We start from the raw sequence: 24,441 nt of genomic DNA on the forward strand, positions 1-24,441 counted from the left end.
AGTTGCTCCTAACGCGAAGAATGCTCTTCGGCTCGGCGCGCCCGGTGGCAGCACCTCAATAGCGCGACCTTCTTTTTTGCCGCTCTTTAGGATGTATAAAAGCTGAGATTGTCAATCTTGGATTGATGCTTGCACTGCATTCTCAACTGATGACATCAGGAGATGCGAAGGTTATAATCCTGCTGGATTATCGCGAGCCTACGACGGTTAGGTCCGGCTGCGGCATCGTTTTCGGTTGGAAAACCCGTAAGGTAGCTTCGTCCCAAAGACTATAAACCAATCTATGAAAATGTGCGGCGTCATGGGGCGGGGGAAGTATGCTCAAAACATTCAATCGACCGCATCGGTCCAAGGCGGGGGCACCGGATCATGGGTGACGCATCTGGCCAGCCTTATGTCGAGGCATTAAAGAAAGCCTCGGCTAAGATCGCTGAATTGCTGGAGGAAAACCAGTCCCTGAAACATCCGGCGGCAATCGCCGTGGTTGGCATGGGGTGCCGTTTTCCCGGCGGCGGCGATCCCGATCAATTTTGGTCCCTGCTGGCTGGGGGCGGGGATGCGATCAGTGACATTCCATCCCAGCGTTGGGATGTCGGCCGTTTCTACGATTCAGATCCCGATGCGCCGGGAAAGATGTATGCCCGTAGCGGCGGCTTCGTCGGCGATGTCGCCGGGTTCGATCCTGCTTTCTTCGGCATCACTCCGCGTGAGGCCGAGGCGATGGACCCGCAGCAGCGGTTGCTGATGGAGGTCAGTTGGGAAGCGCTGGACGACGCCGCGCTGGACCGTCGCCGCCTTGCCGCTGCCCGCGCCGGTCTCTTCATCGGCCTGTCGAACTACGATTATATCCAGGCTCACGTCCATTCCGGCGCGGCCGACCGGATCACCGCCTATTCCGGCAGCGGAGTGATGTTCAGTACCGCCGCCGGGCGGCTGTCTTATTTCCACGATTTCCACGGCCCCTGCGTCACCATCGATACCGCCTGCTCGTCGTCGCTGGTTGCGCTGCATCTGGCGATTCAGAGTCTGCGTCGGGGTGAGACCGATCTGGCCCTGGCCGGAGGGGTCAGCCTGATGCTGTCGCCCGACAGTATGATCGCCTTGTGCAAGGTTAAGGCGCTGGCGGCGGATGGGCGTTGCCGTGCGTTTGACGCCGCCGCGAATGGCTATGGCCGGGGCGAGGGATGCGGGCTGCTTGTCCTTAAGCGTGTTGCCGATGCCAAGCGGGATGGAGACCGTATTCTGGCCGTTCTGGCCGGGTCCGCCGTTAATCACGATGGACGCAGCAACGGCCTGACTGCTCCGAACGGTCTGGCGCAACAGGCCGTGATTCGTGCCGCGTTGGACGATGCCGGTCTGGAACCCGAGGCGGTCGATTATGTCGAGGCTCACGGCACGGGGACCGCGCTGGGCGATCCGATCGAGGTCAATGCCCTCCAGCAGGTGTTCGGCAACCGCCCTCCGGGGCGCCCGTTGCTGCTGGGTTCGGTCAAGACCAATATCGGCCATGCCGAAGCCGCCGCTGGAATCGCCGGACTGATCAAACTGATCCTGTCGCTGCGCCACCGGACGATTCCGGCCAGCCTTCATTTCACCAATCCCAGCCCGCATATCGATTGGGCGTCGGGGACTGTCCAGGTTACCGCCGCGCCGACTCCCTGGCCCGACCAAGGGCGGTTGCGAGTTGCCGGGATCAGTTCGTTTGGATTGAGCGGCACCAACGCACATCTGATCGTTACCGCGCCGCCAACGGTTGGTTCCGCGGCTGCCGCGCCGGAACCGATCGACGATCCGGTTCATGTCTTGCCGCTTTCCGCCGCGACGCCCGAGGCGTTGGTCGCGGTTCGGCACCGCTTCGCCGCCGTTCTGGCCGGGGCGACGGACTCCGATCTGGCCGATATCTGCCATACCGCTGCGTGCCGCCAGCCGCTGCGCCATCGCGACGCGATCGTCGGCGGAACGGTGGCAGCCCTGCATGCCGGGCTGGAGAGTGCTCCTCTTCCCTTCGGCGCGGGTAAGGGCATCGGCAAGGGGATCGTGTTTCTGTTCAGCGGTCAGGGCTCCCACGATCTGGCGATGGGACGCGATCTGTATCGGCGCTATCCGGTATTCCGCGACGCATTCGACAGGTGCGGGGCGGCTCTGGGGCCAGCGTTCGGTCGTCCGCTGGTCGAGCGTCTGTATGGCGAGGGCGCGACCGAGGAAGAGCTTCGTCAGACCGAACTGGCCCAACCGGCTTTGTTTGCGGTTCAGTACGCTCTGGCCGCGCTGTGGAAGTCCTGGGGAATTGAGCCAGCCGCCGTGATCGGCCACAGTATCGGCGAATATGCCGCCGCTTGTGTCGCCGGGCTGTTCCCGCCCGAAACCGGGGTTCGGTTGGCGGCGGAACGCGGCTGCCTGATGCAGGCATTGCCGTCCGGCGGTGCGATGGCGGCGGTGTTCGCCCCTGCCGAAATCGTGGTGCCGTCGGTGATCGACCATACCCGCGAGGTGACCCTGGCGGCGATCAACCAGCCCGACGCCGTGACGATCTCGGGCAGTGAGGAGGCGGTGGCAAAGGCATTGGCCCGGCTGAGTCACGACCGGATCGACGGGCGTCGGCTGGCGGTGTCGCATGCTTTCCACTCGCCGTTGATGGAGCCGATGGTCCGCGATTTCGAGGCAGCGCTGGCTGGGATCGATTTTGCCGCCGCCACATTGCCATTCTACTCAACCGTTACCGGCGAGGCTCTGCCCCCCCGCCAGCGCTTGACCCCGGATTATTGGTCGCGTCAGATCCTCCAGCCCGTTCAGTTCCTGAGTGCCGTTCGCGCCGCTGCCCGCGACGGCTATACCGTTTTTCTGGAGATCGGCCCCAGCGATACGCTGGCGGCGTTGACCCGCTCGATTCTCGGTGCCGATGCGGCGGGGCCGGTTGTTAATTCGTTGCGTAAGGGGCGTTCGGCCTGGCCGGAAATCGCCGCCGCCGCCGCCACGCTGTTCCGCGCCGGGATTGATCTGTCCTGGCCGGGGATTAATGCACCGTTTCGCCCCCGTAAGGTCGCGTTGCCGACCTATCCATTCCAGCGCCAGCCTTTTTGGATGGACGTTGCCCCCGTGCGGGCCGGAGACGGCGCAATACCGCCCAATCCCGCCCCCAGTCCAACCCAGCCCGAAATATCGCATGTCTCGCCGACAAGGACGGAAACGATGGAGAGGTTGACTGAGCTCGCCGACGAACTGGCCTCGATCCTGGCCGAGATCAGCGGATTCGATGCCACGACGATTGACCGCGCCCAGCATCTGACCGACATGGGGTTGGATTCGCTGATGCTGCTGAAGCTGGGCCAGACGGTCGAACACCGCTTTGGCCTTGAACTGCGGATGAGCCAGCTCTTCGAGGAAATCGGCACTGTCAACGACCTTGCCGCCTATATCCAGCGCCACGCAACGGCAGCTCCGGCTCCGGTTCCTGCCCCCGCGCCCGTCATCCAGACCGCCCCGCCATCGGTTCCGGTCATGCCGGTCGCTCCGGTCGCTCTCCCGCCGATGGACGGGGCCGGTATCGCCCCGGTGCTGCAATTCCAATTGCAATTGCTGTCACAGGTCGCGGCGCAGAATCTCAGCAGTGTCACCGAACTGGCGCGGCAGCAAATGGCATGGTTGGGGCAGGGCGGCCTTCCCGCCGCGCCGCCTGCTGCTCCATCCCTGGCGGAGGCGGCGCCGGTCGTTCCGGCTGCGCCGCCGACTTCCCCGTCCGTGGTGCCGTCCACGAAAGTGAAACCACCGGCCAGTTCGATTGCCAAGATCCGCAACATCAATCTGGCGGGCAGCGGGCCGCTATCGGAGCAGCAGCGCACCTTTGTCTCCGGGCTGGTCGAGCGTCATGTCGTACGGACCCATTCCTCGAAGGAGTTAACCCAGGATTCTCGCGCCGTGCTGGCTGACTGGAAGCACACGCTGTCGTTCTGGGGGCAGCTTAAAGAGGCGAAATATCCGATTGTCTCGGCCCGATCCGAAGGGGCGCGTTTCTGGGATGTCGATGGCAACGAATATATCGATGTCGCGATGGGGATGGGCGTTCACTTCTTTGGCCACAAGCCTGCCCCGATCCATGACGCTCTGATCCGCGAGATCGAACACGGGTTGGAATTGGGGACCCAATCGGCTCTGACGGGTCAGGCTGCTCTACTGATCCGCGATCTGACCGGGGTCGAGCGGGTCGCCTTTGGCAATACCGGGTCCGAAGCGGTGATGGTCGCGTTGCGGCTGGCCCGCGCCGTTACTGGTCGCGACCGGATCGTGATCTTCAAGAATGGCTATCACGGCATTTTCGACGGAGTGCTGGCCTTCGACCAGGACGGCGAGATCGTGCCGGTCGGGCTTGGCACGCCTGCCGGAATGATCCGCGACGTGACGGTGCTCGATTACGGGTCGCCGGAGGCACTCGACATCATCGCCGCCCAGGCTGACAGTCTGGCCGCCGTGCTGATGGAGCCGGTCCAGAGCCGCAATCCCGATCTCCAGCCGCAGGCGTTCCTCAGTCGTCTGCGCCGTCTGACCGAACAGCACGGCATCGCTCTGATTTTCGACGAGATGATCAACGGCTTCCGCATTCATCCCGGCGGGGCACAGGCATGGTTCGGCGTTCAGGCCGATATCGTCACGTATGGCAAGATCGTTGGCGGCGGCCTGCCGATCGGCGTGATCGCCGGTAAGGCCCGCTTCATCGATTATATCGACGGTGGTGCGTGGCAGTACGGCGATCGCTCCGGGCCACAATCGGCGATGATCTATTTCGGCGGCACCTTCTGCCGCAATCCGGCGACGATGGCGACGACCCTTGCCGCGCTGACGGTGATGAAGGAAGCGGGGCCGACGTTGCAGGAGCGGGTAACGGCGCGAACCGTTGCGTTCTGCGACGCTCTCAATCTGTGGTTCGAACGCGAATTGGTGCCGTTGCGCGCCAAGCATTTTTCGTCGCAATGGCGTCTGGTGCCGTTGGGCGAGTCCGATTTCCAGCCGCTGGAGATCGAGCTGCTCTATCTGCTGATGATCGAGCGCGGTGTTTATACTTGGGAACGCCGGATCAATTTTTTCTCGGTCGCCCATGACGATGACGACGTAGCCCGCGTTCTGGAGGTGATCAAAACCTGCATCATCGATATCCGCGCCGCTGGATTCGCGTTCTCGCTCGATGCTTACCCCGACCCGCAATTTGGCCTTCCGTCCTCGGCCCAGCGTCGTCTTTATGCGCTCAGTCAGCGCCCCGGCGGACAATTACCCTATCACCTGCCGCAAGCGTTCTGGATCGACGGTCCGTTGGACATCGACCGGCTGGAAGACAGCTTCCGTATTATCATCCAGCGCCACGAAAGCCTGCGCACCGGCTTTAAGCTGATCGACGGTGAATTGGTGACCAGCCGCTTGGCCGAGCCGCGTTTCTCGGTCGAACGCCACCAGGCCGATTCGGCAGGGGCCGAACGGATCGCACACGATTTCCTTCGCCCGTTCGATCTTGCCGTCGCGCCGCTGCTGCGGGTCGCAATCGTTACGCTGACCGATAACCGTCACCTTCTGTTGGCCGATGCTCATCACATCGCGGTTGACGGTATTTCCTTTAATATCATCGCCGCCGAACTGATGGCGTTGTACCAGGGAACGGCGTTAACTCCGGTGGAGTACGATCTGAGGGGATGCCTGCGGCTTCAGGCCGATGCCGACCGGGACCGGCAGGGCGGACGAGACGAAGACTTCTGGCGTGAGACCCTGGCGGGCGATCTGCCACTCCTCGATCTGCCGCTTGATTTCCCGCGTCCGACCGAACCCGATTTCGCGGGCGATAATGTCGTTCTGACCTTGGATGCGGCGGTGACGCGACGGCTGAAGGAGCTGTCGCGGGCGACCGGAACATCGCTCTATATCGTGCTGCTGGCGGCCTATCAGGTGCTGTTGCACCGTCTGTCGGGACAGGATGACATTCTGGTCGCGGGCGCGGTGTCGGGGCGGCAAAAGGCTGATCTGGCCGCCGCGGTCGGGATGTTCGTCAATACTGTCGTTTTCCGTGGCCATCCTTCGGCAGAGCAGCCGTTCCGGCGCTTTCTCGATGAGGTCAGGCAGGTCTGCCTCGCCGTCTACGATCACCAGGATTACCCGTTCGAACGGATGACGACGCTGAACGGGACTAGGCCGCCCGACCGCAACGCTTTGTTCGACACGATGCTGTCCTACGAGAATGCGGGGGAACGGGCCTTCCGCATCACCGATCTGCAATTCACCCGCCGCGACATTCACCCGCCTGCCGCGATGTTCGACTTCAACCTCGACATCATCGAGGAGAACGAGGTTCTGACCCTGCGGTTCTGCTACGCGACGGCGCTGTTCCGGCGCGAGACGGTGGTACGCTGGGCTGGATATTTCGAACGGATCGTTTCCGACATCCTCGACGATCCCGACCGTCCGTTGGGTCGGCTTGAGATCGTGGGTGAGGCCGAAGCCGCGTTTCTGGCCACCTGGAACGATACTGCCGCCACCTATCCCGTCGATGCCACTCTGATCGGTTTGTTCGAAGAGCAGGTCGAAGCGCATTCGGATCGTATCGCCTTGGTCATGGGTGACGAGACGGTGACCTATCGGGCGCTGTCGGATCGGGTGAATCGTCTGGCCCGGCGTCTGCGCACCCGGCCTGCCATCGAGCCGGGCGCTTCCGTCGCGATCTATCTCGACCGCTCGATTGCCTTCGTCGTCAGCCTGCTCGCCATTCAGAAAGTCGGGGCGGCCTATGTCCCGCTCGACATCGATTACCCCGCCGAGTTGCTGAATGTCATCGTGACCGACAGCGGCAGTACGGCCGTGATTACACGGGCGGCGCTGGTCGGGGGACTGCCGTCTTCGGGTCAGGCGATCGCCCTTGATTTCGACGCGCTCGAACAGCCGGGCGACGACGAGACGACCGACGAAACCGCACCGGGGCCGTCACCCGACAGCATCGCCTATATCATCTACACCTCGGGTTCGACCGGGCGGCCGAAAGGGTGCCTTGTCACTCATCGCAATGTCGTCCGGTTGATGCGGAACGACCGCCACGATTTCGATTTCGGCCCCGACGATGTTTGGGTGACGACGCATTCGTTCTGCTTCGATTTCTCGGTGTGGGAACTCTATGGCGCGTTGCTGAACGGCGGGTCGGTGGTAATCGCCGCCCGCGAGACGATGCGCGATCCCGACGCGCTGCTTGATCTGATCCGCCACCATCGCGTCACCGTGCTGAATCAGACCCCGCCGGCGTTCCTGGGGCTGGTTCAGGCCGAATTGGCCTGCTCGACCCATTCGCTGGGCGAACATCTGCGGATGGTGATCTTCGGTGGCGACCGGCTGGAGCCGTCCGACCTCCGCCGCTGGATCACGTTGTATCCGCCCGAGCGGATCGCGCTGATCAATATGTATGGCATCACCGAGACCACCGTTCATGTCACCTATGATCGCTTGAGCGGTGCCGATATCGAGGGACGTCCAGGGATTAGCCCGATCGGGCGTCCGTTGCCCGAGACCAATGTTTATATCTGCGACCCGGTCCTGCGGCCTCAGCCGCTCGGTGTCGTCGGCGAACTTTATGTCGGCGGCAGCGGGGTTTGCGCCGGTTACCTCAACCGCCCTGAACTGACGGCGGAACGCTTCGTCACCGTCCCCGACGGGCCGTTGTCCGGTCTGCGTCTGTATCGCACTGGCGATCTGGGGCGGTTGCGGCCCGATGGGCGGCTGGTCTATCTCGGGCGTAACGACGCCCAAGTTCAGGTGCGTGGTCACCGGGTCGAAACCGGGGCCATCGTCCAAACCCTGCTCGCTTATCCCGGTATTGAAAAGGCGCTGGTGATCGACCGCGCCGTCTCGGACGACCGGCCCGGTCTGCGCGAACTGATTGCCTACGTGATCGGAGCAGCCGACCTGACCGCGACGTCGTTGCGCAATCATCTGGCGCTCAGTCTGCCCGATTACATGATTCCATCGGCTTTTGTCCGCCTCGAAGCCTTTCCTCTGACCGCCAACGGTAAGATCGACCGCGCCGCCTTGCCGTCTCCCGAAACGGCGCGGCTGGAATCCGGCAACGCCTATCGCGCCCCTCGTGATGCGGTCGAAACCGCGATCGCTGAGGTCTGGGCCGAAGTGCTTGACGTGCCCCGTGTCGGGATCGAGGACAATTACTTTGCGCTGGGTGGCGATTCGATCAAGGCGTTGCAGATCGTCAGCCGGCTGCACCGAGTCGGGATCAAGCTTGGCCTGGGGGCGATCTTCGCTGCCAAAACGGTTGCCGCCCTGGCTCCGCTGGCAGCGCATCCCGCCGCCGCTCTCTCCGAAGAGCCAGCATCGGACCCCGTCCGCAGTGCTCCACTGACGGCGATTCAGCGCTGGTTCGTCGCCGAGCATCCCCATGACCGCGCCCATTTTAACAATGCGGTGTTGCTGCGGGCGGTGCGGCGGCTTGAACCTGATTCGATCCGCCGCGCCGTCAACGCGCTGTGGTCGCATCACGACGCCCTGCGGCTGGTGCTGACCAAGCGGGGCGAGGCGGTAGAGCAGACGGTTCGGCCGGACTCGGCGCTGGCGCTTGACATTGTTGACCTGCGTGCCGATCCAGTCCCGCTTTCGGCCCTGACCAAGCATGCCGAGACGCTTCAGCGCGGGTTCGACCTGTCGGTGGGGCCGTTGCTGCGCGCCGTTCTGTATCGGCTGCCCGATGGCGACCGGGTGCTGCTGTTATGCCACCATCTGGTCGTCGATGGTTTTTCGTGGCGGATTTTGTTGGAGGATTTTGCGACCGCTTACGATCAGGCGGATACCCTGGAGGCCGAGCCGATCCGTTTGCCGCCGGTCAGTGATTCCTATCTCGATTGGGCCGAGATTCAAACGGCCCATGCCGCCAGTCCCGAATTGCTGGCCGAAATCCCATTCTGGGCCGGGATCGAGGCGGCCGACGTCGCGCCCCTGCCCGTTGATTTCGACGATCCGCGCCAGGGTGCGGGCGAGTTCCGTCAGGTTTCTCTCTCGCTTGATCCTGACGAGACCCGAATTTTGCTGACCGGCCTGAATCGCACGATGAAGTGCGAGATCAACGACATTCTGCTGACCGCGTTGGCCCTGGCGTTTCAGGACCAGTTCGGCGCGGCCCGGATCAAGGTCCAACTTGAAGGCCATGGCCGCGAAGAAATCGCGCCGGGTCATGACGTGACCCGCACGGTCGGCTGGTTCACCACGATCTATCCGGTTGTGCTCGATCTGGGCGAAGAGGCGGCATCGTCCCCTGCCGAAGTGGTCGAGCGGATCGCTGCGCAAGTACGCCAAGTCCCGCGCAAGGGAATCGGCTATGGATTGCTGAAATATCTGACGCCGCCGTCATTGCGAGAGGCGATTGCGTTCGGTCCTCCGCCTGAGATCAATTTCAATTATCTTGGGCAGTTCAACAGCGATCCCCATCCGCTGTTCGCCCTGACCGACGATCCGGTTGGTCCGATCTTGGGTGAACGGCTGGAGCGGCCTCAGGCGATCGATATCGAAGCGATCTCGATCGGCGGTACGCTGACGGTAACCGTCTCCTATAATCATCGTCTGTACCGTCGCGAAACCGTTACCGCGCTGGCTGAAGGCTATCGTGATCGGTTGCGGGCGCTGATTGCGTTGGGCGATGGTGGTGGACCGGGCGGGAAAGGGAACAAGGAAGAGGACGAAGACGGGGCGGTTCTGGAACGCCTGGGACTCGAAGACTCGACGATCGAGGCGTTGGTTCCGCTGTCGTCGTTGCAGGAAGGGATGCTATTCCACGCTCTGTCGGGGGATCGGCAGGTCTATTTCGAGCAATTCACCTATCGCCTGCACGGTCCTCTCGATCTGGCTTGCTTCGAGGCCGGATGGCACGATCTGGCCCGCCGTCACGACATCCTGCGCGCCGCTATCGTCGCGATTCCAGGACGGCGGCCCTTTCAGGCGATCTTGAAAAGCCGTTCCGTCGAGTTCCATCATGTCGATCTGCGCGGGCAGACTTCGGATGCGTTTGAAGCCGCTGTCGCCACTTTCCAGCGGGCCGACCGTAACCGTGGTTTCGACCTGGGCCGCGATCCGCTGATGCGCGTCACCGTTCTACAACGGGACGAGACCGAGTTTGATGTGGTGTGGAGCCATCACCACATCATCCTTGACGGCTGGTCGCTGGGAATTCTTCAGCCTGAACTGATGGAAATTTATGGCGCGCTGCGGAGTGGGCGTGCGCCATCTTTGCCGCCCGCGCCGTCCTATCGCTCTTATATCGAGTGGCTGGAGGGGCGTGACGACGATTTGGCGCGGTCCTATTGGAGCCGAGTGCTGGCCGACGCCCCACCGCCATCGGGGATTCCCGGCATCGATCCGGCGGGACGGAGCCGGGGCCATGAGATGGCCGAGTATGCCGTGCCGCTGGACCCGGTGACGAGTCAGTCCCTGGCCGCGCTCGCCGCCCGTCTTGAGGTCACCCTCAATAGTGTGGTTCAGGCAATATGGGCGGTGTTGCTCGCCACCTATAACAACCGGCCCGAGGTGATCTTCGGCGCGGTGGTGTCGGGCCGCCCGCCCGAACTGCCCGAAGTCGAGCGGATCGTGGGCTTGTTCTTGCGCACCGTTCCTGTCCGTGTCGCGGTCGATCGCGAGCGGAGCTTCGCCGTCCTGGCGCGGTCGATCGCGGATCAGGCCATCGCCAGCGAGCCACACCATTTCCTGCCTCTGGCCGAGATGCAGCGCCTTTCAGGTGTCCGCCAGACTCTGTTCGATCACGTTCTGGTCTTCGAGAATTATCCGCAGGCCGTCGCCGCGCCGGACCAGGGATTGCAGGTCGATAACGTCCGCGCCTTCGAACAGATGCATTACGATTTCAGCATCGTCGTTCATCCCGCGATCACGCCGGAGGATTCGACTGAAATCAAGTTCACCTTCAACCGAAACGTCGTCGATCCGGCTGGGATCGAACGCATTGCCGGTCATGTCAGGGTGCTGATTGCGGCAGTGCTGGCCGAGCCGGAATCTCCGTTGTCCGCCTTCGATCTGCGTGGCGACGACGACCGCAGGGAGATTGTTGCCGGGGATGCCGACGAGGCGGTTCCCGTTCCCGGACTGGTCCTCGACCTGTTCGAGGCCCAGGCAGCCCAGACTCCCGATGCCATCGCGATCGAGGCCGGATCGGATACGGTATCCTATCGCGACCTTGACGCGCGCGCTGAAGCGTTGGCCGCCGCGTCGCGCCAGCAAGGGCTTCAGCCCGGCCAAACCGTTGGCCTGTTCCTCGGCAACGGTATCGATTATGTCGCCTCCATCCTGGGGGTGCACAAAGCGGGCGGTATCTTTGTCCCGTTTGACCTCGAACAGCCGCCGTTGCGTCTGCGCCAACTGCTGACCCGCCTTGCCCCCCACCTGATCGTCACCGCCGAAGCCGATGTCGTGGCCGTGCGCGCCATTTTGGCCGGGCTGGACGGTGCGGGCGGACTTCACCGTCTGCTTGCCTGGACCTCCGAGGGTGGGCTGCGTCATGGCAAACCGATCAAAGGCGCGTTGGAAACGGTGGCACCACGGCCTGCCGGAACCGAGCCGGATCGTTCGGGCCGCCCCATGCCGGGGGACGGTGCCTATGTGATGTTCACGTCAGGCTCGACCGGCGAGCCGAAGGCGATCCTGTCCAGTCATCAGGGGTTGCATCATTTCATCGCCTGGGAGCGGCGGGAAGTGGCCGCCGATGCCTCGCTGCGGACCAGCAATCTGGCCCGGACCACCTTCGACGTCAGCCTGCGCGACATTTTCCTGCCGCTGATCGTCGGTGGCACGGTCTGCATCCCCGATTCCGACCTCCGAATGGACAGTGTTCGCCTGTTGCGCTGGCTGGCCGATGCTCAGGTTACCCTGATCCATATCGTGCCGACCCTGTTCCGGCTGTTGGCCAAGGAGTTGGAGCGCGATCCAGCCGCGGGCGTGGCCCTGCCCGCGTTGCGAACTGTTCTGTTCGCGGGTGAAAGTCTTTATGGCGGCGATATCGAACGGGCGCGACGCGGCTTTGGTCCAGCGGTGGCCCTGATCAACCTGTATGGCCCGACCGAGACGACGCTCGCCAAATTTTTCCACCGGGTTGATGGCGCAATAGCGGAAAGCGGACGGCCAGTTCCTGTCGGTCGCCCGATTGCGGGGACACGGGCCGTGATCCTGAAAGGAACGAAACCGCTTCCGGTCGGTGCGATTGGCGAAATCCTGATCCGGCCACCGTTTCCCTGCCTGGGCTATTTCGGCGATCCGGCCCTGACGGCGGATCGCTTTGTTCCCGATCCGACCGGAGAAGACGACAGCGGTCTGACATATTATCGCACTGGTGATCTGGGGCGGTTTCTGCCCGATGGTAGCGTCGAGTTCTGCGGTCGGATCGACGGTCAGGTCAAGGTCAGCGGGATTCGGATTGAACTCGCCGAGATCGAGCAGGCGGTGATGTCGTCCAGCCCCGAGATCGATCAGGCTGTCGCCGCCGTTCATCGCCGCGAGGACGGCGACAACGCGTTGACCTGCTATTACACCGAGAAGCAGCCGCTCGATCCCTCGGACCTGCGCCGTCGCCTCGGCGAGACCCTGCCCAAACCGATCATCCCAAGCTATCTGATTCCGCTCGACAGCTTCGTGATGAATTTGAACGGTAAAGTTGACCGCCGTGCGTTGCCCAAGCCCGAGGAATTGATTGGCGACCGGATTCAGTTCGAGCCGCCCGCCACCCCGGTCGAAGCGCGGCTGGCGGAGATCTGGGCCGAAATCCTGGGGCTGAAGCGGGTCGGCGTCGTCTCGCCCTTCTTCGAGATCGGAGGCGATTCGCTGCGGGCGATCCGGGTGATCTCGCGGATCAACCAAGCGTTCGACGCCACCATTACCATCGGTCTGTTCTTCGAGCGCCCGACGATCCGCCTGCTGGCCGAAAGCCTGAGCGCGGGAGCGGCGTCCGGTTCCGGCCCGATTCCTACCGTGCCGGAAGCTCCCGATTATCCGGTGTCATACGCCCAACGACGGTTGTGGATTCTCGATCAGCTCTGGACCAGTGGAGCGGCCTATAACCTGTCCGCGGCCTATCTGTTGAGCGGTTCGTTCGACGTCGCGGCGTTCGAACGGGCCTTTGCCGCTTTGGTGCGGCGGCATGAAGCGTTGCGAACCGTCTTCGTGGCCGCCGGGGACGACGGAGACGCGGGGCAGACGGTGCGCCAGAAGGTTCTGGCCGACCCTGTGACCTCGGTCGGCCTGACCGACCTGCGGGACGAGTCCGACCCTGAGGCGGCGGCGCGTTTGCTGGCCGAACGAGACGCCGAGACTCCGTTCGATCTGGCCACCGGGCCGCTGCTGCGTGCCCAGGTGCTGGTGGTGGGACACGACCGTCATGTTCTGCTCGTCTCGATTCACCACATCGTTTCCGACGCGGCTTCAGTCGCGATCATGGTCGATGAAGTGCTGACGTTGTACCGGGCCGAGACCGAAGCCGGTGGGGTCGATCCGTTGCCGCCGCTGCGGATTCACTACAAGGACTATGCCGCCTGGGACAATGCCCGGATCGCTGGGGCGGAGGCGCAGCGCGATCTGGAGTATTGGCGGACCCAGTTGGCCGGGCCGCTGGTGCCGCTCGATCTCCCGCTCGATCATCCCCGCCCGGCCTTGCCGCAGTTTCGCGGCGGTCGGGTGACCCGTCCGCTCGATCCCAGGCTGGTTGAGGCATTGCGTCAATTTGTCCGCGTTCGCCAGGGGACGTTGTTCATGGTCGCGGTGGCCCTGGTCAAGACGCTGCTGTTCCGCATCACCGGCCAGACCGACATCATTGTCGGCAGCCCGATTGCCAGCCGCGACCGTGAGGAACTGCGCGATCAGATCGGCTTCTACGTCAACACGCTGGCTTTGCGCGACCGGGTTACGGCCGAGGACGGTTTCGCCCCGCTGTTCGAACGGGTCAAGGCGACGATTGCCGCCGCGCTGGAACACCGGGCGTATCCGTTCGATCGGTTGGTCGAGGAATTGGGCTTGCCGCGTGACCTCAGCCGCACGCCGGTTTTCGATGTCGCCGTGGTGTTGCAGGACGGTATTCAGCGCGGCCTGACCCTGAGCGGCCTTGCCGTCGAGGACTTCCACGAGCAGCGCAGCATCAGCAAGTTCAGCCTGGCTTTCGAATTCGTTGAGACCGAAGGCGGTGGGCTGACGCTGGGGTTGGAATATGACAGCGATCTGTTCGACCGGAGCCATATCGAGCGTCTGGTCGGTCATTTTATCGAACTGAGCGCACAGGCGGTAGCCGACCCGCTTCGCAGTCTGGCCGCGCTTCCCATCGTGCCTGAGGCGGAGCGTCAGATCCTGGCCGGTCGGACTCCCGGTCCAGAGATCCCGGCTGAGATCACCCTGATCTCGCTGTTCGATGCCGCTGTCGCCGCTTTTCCGAACCGGCCTGCCGTGGCGATTGAGGACCGCTCCTTTGATTACGCGACCCTTGGCCGGATGGTCGAGGCGGTGGCGCGCGCGCTGGCCGCGACCGGAACGGTCGGTCGGGGCGATCGCGTCGGTCTGTTGCTGGAACGAAACGAATGGTGGGTAGTGGCCTTTCTGGCGACGATGCGGCTGGGGGCCGCCGCCGTTCCGCTCGATCCTTCCTATCCGCGTTCGCGGCTTGATTTCATGCGGGACGATGCCGGATGCGCCGCAATCCTGAGCCAGTCGCCTTATCTCGAATCGGCGGGCGAGGGGACCTCGCCGGTGTTTGACATCGATGCCCTGGTTGAGACTGCGCCCCAATCTCCGCTATCGGTGACGGTGGCGGCCGATGATGTTGCTTATGTGATTTATACCTCCGGCTCGACCGGGCGGCCCAAGGGGGTGCTGCTCAGTCATCGCGGCGCGGTCAATCTGGCCTTCGCCCATCGCGACAGTTTGTGCATTCTGCCCCGTCACCGCGTGTTGCAATTCGCTCCCACCTCGTTCGATGCCTCGGTCTGGGAAGTGCTGATGGCGCTGATGCAGGGGGCTTGCCTGGTGATCGCCGGACCGGAGCGGATTCGCGATCCTCAGGATTTCGCCGCTTATCTAAAGCAACAGCAGGTCACGGTCGCAACTCTGCCGCCGTCTTATCTGGCACAGCTTGATCCCGACGATCTGGCCCCGCTCCAGCTTCTGGTTTCGGCCGGAGAACCGCCCGATCCAGATCAGGCAAGGCTGCTGGCCGGGCGTCTGTGCTTCGTTAACGCTTATGGTCCGACCGAGGCGACGGTGTGCGCGACGTGGTATCAGGTCGATCCCGAGCGCGACCGGGGGAAGGCGATCCCGATCGGTCGGGCGCTGCCGAACACCGAGGTGGTCGTGCTCGACCATTTCGGGGCGCTGGCTCCGGTCGGGGTGTGCGGGGAAATCCATATCGGCGGTCCCGGTCTGGCGCTCGGTTATCTGGGCCAGCCCGATCTGACCGCCCGCGCTTTCATCGACCATCCGTTTCGTCCCGGCGAGCGGCTTTATCGCACGGGCGATCTCGGCGTGGTCCAGGCGGACGGCAACATCGTTTATCGTGGCCGGATTGATGCCCAGGTTAAGATTCGCGGCCACCGCGTCGAACCGGGCGAGATCGAGTATCTGATCCGGCGTCATCCCCAGGTCCGCGAGGCAATCGTTACCGTTCGTCCAGCGGCGGCGGGTGGGGCCGATCTGGTTGCCCATGTCGTGCTGGAAGCGGGGACAACGATCGATCCGGTTCGCCGCGAGGTTGAGGCGGAATTGCCGTCCTTCCTGAATCCATCGGCCTGGGTGCTGGTGGATTCGCTGCCGCTGCTGCCCAATGGAAAAGTCGATGTGGCGTCGCTGCCCGATCCGGCCTCGGTTTCACCCTTGTCGGTGGAGACGGGGGACGATCTGGTTGCCCGCATCGCCCAGGTGTGGCGCGAGGTTCTGGGCTGCGACGGTTTGTCTCCGGCCGATCGCTTCTTTGAAGTCGGTGGCGACTCGATCAAGGCGATCCAGGTCGTTAGCCGGTTGCGGCGTCAGGGGCTGAGCCTGTCGATGCGCGACTTCTTGACCGATCCGACCATCGCCGGTCTGGCGCGGCGGCTGGAGGCGACCGACCCGCCGCCCGATCAGCCTGTCCGTCTCGCCGCTCCCGCCGCACTCAATCAGGCCGGATTGTCGAACCATGAACTCGAAGAATTGTTCGGCGATGAATAGTCGATCCGGCCCAGGACGACGACCCGCCCGCGATGATGTAGAGGCGATTTATCCGTTGTTGCCGCTGCAACAGGGGATGCTGTTCCACGATTTGCTGACGCCCGCAGACCAGCCCTATTTCCGTCAGGTTTCGTTTCGGATCGAATCGAATGCCGAAGAGGACGGCCTCGATCCCGCTCTTTGCCGCACGGCGTGGGGCGCGCTGATCGCCCGTCACGAGGCGCTGCGTTCAGTGTTCGATTTCGAGAACACGGCGCGGCTGCTGCAATTGGTGCTGAAGCGGGGGGAAACCGCGTTCGACGAGGAGGATCTTGACGGAGTGGACGAGGCTGCTCAGGCGGAGCGGATCGCAGCCTTTCGTACCCAGGATAGGTCACGCGGCTTCGATTTGCGCGGTGGCCCCTTGCTTCGGGTCAAGCTGTTCCGTCTGGGCGAACGGCGGTTCGAAATGATCTGGAGCCACGCCCACATCGTGCTCGACGGCTGGTCGGGAAGTTTGCTGCTGGCCGAATTCGCTGAAATCTATGCCGCGCTGCGTCAAGGCCGCTCCCCCGATCTGCCGCCGTCTCCGCCCATCCGCCTCTATCTTGACCGGATTGCGGCGCGGGATGCCGAGGCGTCGCGTCGGTTCTGGGCCGAATTGCTGGAGGGATACGACAGCTTGGCCGGTCTCCCCCGCCTGGGGCCGGGTCAGCCCGGTGCGGCTTATCGGGCGCGCGACTTTGCCGTTGTGCTATCGCCCGAGCGGCATGCGGCCCTGGAACGGCTGGCCGTCCATACGGGGGTGACGCTCAACACGGTGTTGGTGGCGCTGTGGGGGATTCTGCTCGGTCGCTATGCCGACAGCGGCGACGTCGTGTTCGGCAGCGTCGTATCGGGGCGGACTCTCGATGTCGATGGAATCGAGCGGTTGGTCGGGGCCTTCATCAACACGATTCCGGTGCGGGTCACGGTCCAGAGCGGCGAGGGGATTGCGGCACTGCTTCGCCGTCTTCAGGCTCAGGCGATTGACAGCCTTCACCATGATCATCTTCCGTTGACTGAGATCCAGGCGCACTCGAGTCTGCCGAACGGCCTGCTCGACCATTTGCTGGTGTTCGAAAATTATCCTCAGGCCGAGTCCGCCGAGGATTCGTCGTTGGGATTTCGTGTGGTCGCGGCTCATGCCGACGAACGGGCCAACTACGATTTCGGCCTTGTCGTTCAACCCGGCCCACCGTTGCGAATTGTCTTCAATTATAACGCCGAAGCCCATTCCGAGGCGCAGATGCGCCGCTTGGGCGATCAGATCACGACTCTGATCGATGCCCTGTCCGCCGACCCGGACCAACCCATCGAGCAGGTGGATATCCTGGGCGCGGGCGAGCAGGCGGAACTGGCCGCCTTTTCGGCTGGAGCGCGGCGGGCGCCCCCGCCGGACGAAACCATTGTCGCATTGTGGCGGGCTCAGGTTGCCCGGACGCCGGAACGAACGGCGCTGGTGTGGGACGATGCCCGGATGTCATATCGGGATCTGGACGCCCGCAGCGACCGCCTTGCCGTCGCACTTCGTCGTCTGCCCGGTTTCGGCGCGGAGCAACCGATCGGGGTGCTGGCCGGTCGGGGGGGACGGCGGATCGTCGCTCTGCTCGGGATTTTGAAGGCCGGAGCGGCCTATCTTCCCCTCAGCCCGGCTCTGCCCGACGAGCGCCTGAGCTTTATTCTTGACGATACCGACTGCCGTATCGTGTTGACCGACAAATCCGGTCAAGTCCGGTTGGGTAGCCTGCATCCGGGAATCGGAACAGAGATCGACGGGGTGGATGAACCGGGCGATGCCGATGCGGTGGTCTCGCCGGGCGATCTGGCTTATCTCCTCTATACGTCTGGCTCGACGGGTCAGCCAAAGGGGGTGATGGTCGAGCATCGCGGTTTCGTCAACATGATCCTGGGCCAGATCGAGGGATTCGGCCTTGGCCCCGACGATCGGGTTCTGCAAGTCTCGTCTTGCTCGTTCGATGCCTCGCTGTCGGAAATTTTCATGGCGCTGCTGTCGGGCGCGACCCTGGTTCTGGCGGGATCTGACACGATCCTCGACCGCAACCGGCTGCTGTCGGCAATCCCCGAGCATGGGATTACCGTTACGGGTCTGTCGCCGTCGTTGTTGTCGGCGCTCGATTTCGCCGAGTTCCCCGGTCTTCGGGTGTTGATTTCGGCGGGCGAGGCGGTCGATCCAGCCTCGGCTCGCCATTACGCGGCTCGGTTACGCTTTATCAACGCCTATGGCCCGACCGAGGCGTCGGTTTGCGCCAGCTTCCACGAAGTCCGGGCCGACAGTCCCTATCTCGCTGGAATTCCGATTGGCAGACCGTTGCCCAATACCGCGATTCGGATCCTCGATCGCTTTTCTCGCCCGGTCCCGATTGGCGCGGTCGGCGAGATTTGCTTGTCCGGTCCAGGGCTGGCGCGAGGCTATCGCAATAGCCCGGAGCTGACCCGGAGTAAATTCGTCGGTGAGAGAGGGCGGCAGGTCTATCGAACCGGTGATCTCGGTTTATGGCTCGAAGATGGCGAGATCGTCTATCGCGGGCGGCGCGATGGACAGGTCAAGCTAAACGGACGGCGCGTCGAACTGGGCGAGATCGAGGCGGCGCTGCGGACAGTACCGGAGATCGGGCAGGCCGCCGTGATCGTGACCGGAGCGGGGCGTCTGGTCGCCTATGTCGTTGCCGCCGTTCCGCTCGACCCGGATCAGCTTCGCCGCCGCCTTGCCGCTCTTCTGCCGTCCTACATGATCCCGTCCGCCGTGGTGACGCTGCCGGAACTGCCTTTGACGATTGCGGGGAAGCTTGACCGCAAGGCACTCCCCCCGCCACCGGCTGTCGCCACCGCTGCGGACGATCCGCCCGCAACCCCGGCTGAACAGGCGGTCGCGGCGGCCTTCGAAACCGTGTTGGGGCGGGCGGCTGTCGGTCGGGCCGAGACGTTTCAGGCGCTGGGTGGGGATTCTCTGGCGGCGATCCGGGTGGTCGGGCGGCTGTACAAGCTGGGCTTCGATCTCAGCCTTGCCGATCTGCTCGGACGGCAAAGCGTCGCGGCTGTCGCCGCCGCCCTGATACCACGCCGTTCCGCTCCGGTATCCACTCCCGAGCCATCGGGAGAGGCTCCGCTTACCCCAATCCAGGCGGCGTTCTTCGCCCATCACCATCGTGACCGCGCCCACTTCAACCATTCCGTTTTGTTGAGGGCGGCGGAGCGGATCGACGACGCGGCGTTGCGCCAGGCTGTGGCGGCGCTGTGGCGGCATCACGATGCGTTGCGGCTGCGCTTTCACCTCGGGGACGGGGGCGGCGTAACCCAGTCCGTCGCCGATCCGCAGGTTCCCCCCGCGCCCATTCTGATCGATCTCGGTTCCGTTACCGATCCCTGGCCGGTCCTCAAAGCTGACGTTGCCACCCGGCATCGCGGGTTCGACCTGACCCGCGGTCCTCTGCTGGCGGTACTCCGCTATCGGCTGGACGAAGCTGATTTCCTGGTGCTTCTGGCGCATCATCTGGTGACCGATGCCCTGTCATGGCGATTTTTGCTTGATGATCTCGCCACCGCTTACCGCCAGTCTCTNGGGGGGCGGACAATCGAGCTTCCGCCGGTGGGCGTGTCCTATTTGGAGTGGGCGCGGGCGCTTCAGTCCTATGGGCGCGGCACTCTCCTTGCCGCTCGGCGCTCCTACTGGGATGGGATCGATGCCACCCCTGTCCGTCCGCTGGCGACCGACTATCCAATGGTGCCGCATGGTTATGAAGACACGGATATTGTGTCGGCGGACCTGCCCGCCGAGCCGGGCTTGTCCGACAGCGCAGTTCAGGCTCGGCTGTTAACCGCTCTGGCCCGCGCCCTGGCGGTGTGGGACCGCCCCGGCCCGACCAGAATTCAGCTTTCCAGTCATGGTCGCCTGCCGATTCCCGGCGCTCCGCTTGATGTTGGCCGCACTGTCGGCTGGTTCACCGCCGAATATCCCGTCCTGTTGACCGAGACAGGACTTGATCCCGACCGAATTGGGGCCGGGGCGTTGGAGTACGGCGTGCTGCGTTATCTTGGTTCCGCAGACGAGGCACTGCGCCTGCCCCAAGCCGACATTGCGTTCAATTACCTGGGCCGGATCGATTTCGCTTCTGAGCCGGATGGGCCGTTCATACTGACATCCGGGCTGGAACCGGCTTCGGTGGGGCAACTGAATCGTGTCGTGCCGCTAGAGATCGGCGCATCGCGCACGGCGGAGCGGATTGACTTAATTGTACGTTACTGCGGGCGGGTTCATCGACTTGAGACGATCAGGCGTCTGGTGGCAGGCATAGAGAATGCGTGGTGCCATCAGCCATAAGTTCGAACTTTATCCCAAAGAGCTATCGAAAATGTAGGGTGTCTTCTCCGTAATCAGGGAGGTTGGCCATGCTGGGATACTCTTTTCGCTCGGGCGGTATATTTCTAACCTCGGGAGCCATGGCGGTGTTCGTCGCTGCTGCTGCCGTGGCGCAGACGGCACCCGTTCCCCAGACCCAGCCCGCGCCGACGGCGCAGGCATGCCCGATCGCGGCACCCGATACTCCGCCTCCGTCCACACCTCCGTCGAACGCTTTGCCCTACCGGGCGTTTCCGCCTGCGTGGCAAGCCAAGCTCGATCAGCTTGTCGCCGCCAATGTGATTCCGGGTGCGGTGGTGATCGTGAAATCGCCGATCTGGGGCGTGCGTGTCGGCACCGCCGGATATACCAATATTCCCGAGAAAATTAAGCTGAGTCCCGCCCAGCAATTCCGCGTCGGTAGCGTCAGCAAGATGTTTCTCGGGCAGGCGTTCCTTCAGCTTGAACAGGAAGGGAAGGTTAAGCTGTCCGATCCTGTCCTGAAGTACCTTGCCAACGAGCCGACTGTAGCCGCGATCCCCCACATCGAGCGGGTCACGATTGCCGATTTGTTGCAGATGACGTCGGGTATTACAAACTATCTCGGCAATCCGTCGATTTCGGGCGAGATCTATACCAACCCATCAAGGCAGTATTTGCCGCGCGATCTGATGGCGGTTCTCGACCCGAAGGCGACGCCGGTGTTGCCGCCGGATTTCGCGCCAGGAGCGACCTATCCCAATCCCTATTGGGTTACGCTCGGACAATCGGCCCCGCCCGCTCCGGCTCCCTTTCCATTCTGGTATTACAGTAATTCAAACTACATCCTGCTAGGGATGGTTGCCGAAAAAATCACCGGGACAAGCTCTACCGAATTTCTCCGCAAATATATTACTGAGAAGATCGGTCTGAAAGACACCTTCTTGGCGGAGTCAGAGAAAAGACTTCCGTACATGCATGGCTATACACAGTACAACCCGGAGTTGTCGCAGAAAGTCTATCAGACTTGGTGTGATGTGACGGCGATCAATCCATCTTATGCTGGAACGGCGGGCGCGATGATCTCGACACCGTGGGATCTGTTGCACTTCCTTGAAACGGCGCTGAAGACCGATCGGTTCCTTAACGCAGGAACCAAGCAAAAGTGGCTGTCATTCGCCTCCGCCGACATCCATTACGGCTGGGAGCCGATGGAATATGCTGTCGGCGCGCTGATGCAGCCGCACCGTTCCTATGGCGATGCCAGGGGTCATGGCGGTGCCTTCCCCGGCTATAAGACTCTGGCCTATTACTTCTTCGATTCCGATACCTCGTTCGTCCTTGCCAGCAATACCTGGGACGGATCGGCCGAAGTCACGATGCTGGACGAATTGATGCCGCTGGTGACTTCGGAGGTAACGACGCCCAAACCGGCTCGGAAGACTCTCGTTTCGCTGGCTGGTGGGTCTACCCTGCCGGTGTCGTGGCAGGCCGGGCGTGTCGATGCCCTCAGCTATCATGTCTATTCCGGCACCGACGCCGATAAGGTCGATGCCGCGACGGCGGAAAATCACGAGGGTGTGCAGTTCCAGACGGTTTCGCAGGTCAATGCGGTGTTGGGTGGTCTGAAGCCAGCGACAGCCTATTACTGGCGGGTCGATATCGTCGGTCCGACCGGCATCGTTCCCGGTGCCCTGTGGTCGTTCAATACCACCAAGGCTGCGCGGGCGACGAAAAAGGCGGTTCCGGTTCCTGCTCCAGCCCTGGCTCCAGCTCAGTGACTCTAAAGTGAAAAGTGTAATTGCCGCTCCACTTCCGGGCGTGTAGTCTGTATCTGCTAACGATGAGGCAGGAAAACGATGTGCGGCATCGCTGGAGTCTTTTCTTCGAGTAAGGATTTCCGGGTCGATGAATCGACGCTTCATTCGATGGCGCGTCGGCTTGTTCATCGCGGCCCGGACGAGTCTGGAGACTTCATTGATGCCGGCATCGGGTTTGGTTTTACCCGTTTAGCGATTATTGATCTGGCGACGGGAAACCAGCCCCACAGCAATGAAGATGGGTCGGTCGTTTCGATCTGCAACGGCGAGATCTACAATTTCAAGGAACTGCGCGAGGATCTCGAACAACGCGGTCACCGCTTTCGCACCCGCTGCGACGTCGAAATCATTGTGCACCTCTATGAGGAATACGGTCCCGGTTGCGTCAGCCGCCTCAACGGTCAGTTCGCGATCGCATTGTATGATCGTACCCGCCATGCCTTGCTGCTGGCGCGCGATCATGTCGGCATCGCGCCGCTGTTTCATACCCGGATTGAGGGGGCGGTGCTGTTCGCCTCGGAGATCAAGGCGTTGCTGGCCCATCCGGCAGTCCGGCCCACGATCGATCCGGCCGGTCTCGACCAGATCTTGACCTTTCCGGGGCTGGTCAGCCCGACGACGATGTTCGCTGGAATCGAGGCGTTGCCGCCCGGTCATTACCTTTATGTCGAGGCGGGGCGTCCGGCGATTCCGACCTGCTATTGGGATCTCGATTATCCCGAATTGGGCGAGGCCGATCCGGTCCGGCCCGATTCTTACTACAGCGAGCGGGTCGAGGATCTTTTATTGACCGCAGTGCGCCGCCGCCTCAATGCCGACGTTCCGGTCGGCTTTTATCTTAGCGGTGGACTGGATTCGAGTTTGATCGGTGCGATGACGCGGGTGGTCCAACCGCAACAGCGCCTCCATTCTTTCTCGATCACGTTCCCAGAGGCCGATATCGACGAACGGCGGTATCAGAGGGCGATGGCCGACCATCTGGGCAGTCTTCATCACGAGGCCGAATTTACGCCCGACGAGATCGCAGACCGTTTGCGCCGCGCCGTCATCTGCGCCGAGACGCCGCTAAAGGAATCCTACAACACCTGTTCGCTGGCGCTGTCGGCCCTCGCCCGCGAGAGTGGGCATAAGGTGATTTTGACCGGCGAAGGGGCGGACGAATTGTTCGCGGGCTATGTCGGCTATCGCCTCGATGCCACCGGAGCGAGAAGCGGTGGTGCGCCTGACGACATCGAGACCATGCTGGAGGACGAGCTTCGTCAGCATTTGTGGGGCCAGAGCGATTTCTTTTATGACCGCGACTACCTACCGCTGCGCGAGGTGAAAGCCAGTCTGTATTCCGAGGCGCTGGCGGTCCGCCAATCCGATTTCGAAGCCACTCGTCAGCCGGTGATCGATACCGCCCGGCTGCGCAACCGGCATCCGCTGCACCAGCGCTCTTATGTCGATTTCAAGCTGAGGCTGTCCGATCATTTGTTGGCGGATCATGGTGACCGGGTGACCTATGCTAATTCGATCGAAGCGCGCTATCCCTTTCTCGATATCGATCTGATTGCGTTTGCCCGCACCATTCCCCCCGAGTTGCTGATCCGCAATTCGACCGAAAAGTATGTGCTGCGGCAGGTCGCAGGCAAATACCTGCCGGATACGGTGGCGAAGCGTGAAAAATTCGGCTTCGTTGCTCCTGGATCGCCCTATCTACTGGCTCGGAATATCGATTGGATTAACGACATCCTCGATCCATCAAGGATAAAGCGGCAAAATTACTTTAATCCAGAGGCGGTTGAGCGGCTTCGCTCTCGTTTTAATACGAATGGAGCGAGAATAAACACGACATTTGAGTCTGATTTTTTAATGATTATCATTACGTTTGGTATTTTGTTGGATGAGTTTTCTGTGCCTGATTTTTCTTCTTAGAATTTTTATTTTTAATTTTAGATTTTGATCTGTTTCTGACGTCGATCCTGACGTGTTTCGTCAACTTTAGATGATATTTTAATCAAAAAATCTCGCAGAGGGTTTAAAAGTGCTATCTTAGACCCGTTTTCGCTGTGCTCGTTTCGT

The 24,441-nt window shown here is 62.4% G+C and carries 4 protein-coding genes; all 4 read left to right on the forward strand.

From position 1 onward, the window contains the following. Positions 1-369 precede the first annotated feature (369 nt). The 4 genes from PHAMO_RS03820 (at position 370) to asnB (ending at position 24,294) form a co-directional block, all read left to right on the forward strand. Complete coding sequence (locus PHAMO_RS03820) at positions 370-16,200, forward strand: type I polyketide synthase (RefSeq protein ID WP_002726614.1); 15,831 nt, start codon at positions 370-372, stop codon at positions 16,198-16,200. Continuing rightward, on the forward strand, positions 16,193-20,560 hold the full coding sequence (locus PHAMO_RS03825) for a non-ribosomal peptide synthetase (protein WP_040566151.1): 4,368 nt from the start codon (positions 16,193-16,195) through the stop codon (positions 20,558-20,560). Before PHAMO_RS03820 ends, PHAMO_RS03825 begins: the two co-directional genes overlap by 8 nt. Before the next feature lie 68 nt (positions 20,561-20,628). Then, on the forward strand, positions 20,629-22,338 hold the full coding sequence (locus PHAMO_RS03830; protein ID WP_002726616.1) for a serine hydrolase domain-containing protein: 1,710 nt from the start codon (positions 20,629-20,631) through the stop codon (positions 22,336-22,338). A 78-nt stretch (positions 22,339-22,416) separates the two neighbouring features. Further along, complete coding sequence (gene asnB / locus PHAMO_RS03835) at positions 22,417-24,294, forward strand: asparagine synthase (glutamine-hydrolyzing) (RefSeq protein WP_002726618.1); 1,878 nt, start codon at positions 22,417-22,419, stop codon at positions 24,292-24,294. Positions 24,295-24,441: the final 147 nt, after the last annotated feature.

It is taken from the genome of Magnetospirillum molischianum DSM 120, assembly GCF_000294655.1.
Classification (GTDB): domain Bacteria; phylum Pseudomonadota; class Alphaproteobacteria; order Rhodospirillales; family Magnetospirillaceae; genus Phaeospirillum; species Phaeospirillum molischianum.

What these genes read in the sequence shown, in the direction of transcription:
- PHAMO_RS03820 (WP_002726614.1), top strand. Translation starts at nt 370, where the DNA reads ATGGGTGACGCATCTGGCCAGCCTTATGTCGAGGCATTAAAGAAAGCC.
- asnB (WP_002726618.1), top strand. Translation starts at nt 22,417, where the DNA reads ATGTGCGGCATCGCTGGAGTCTTTTCTTCGAGTAAGGATTTCCGGGTC.
- PHAMO_RS03830 (WP_002726616.1), top strand. Translation starts at nt 20,629, where the DNA reads ATGCTGGGATACTCTTTTCGCTCGGGCGGTATATTTCTAACCTCGGGA.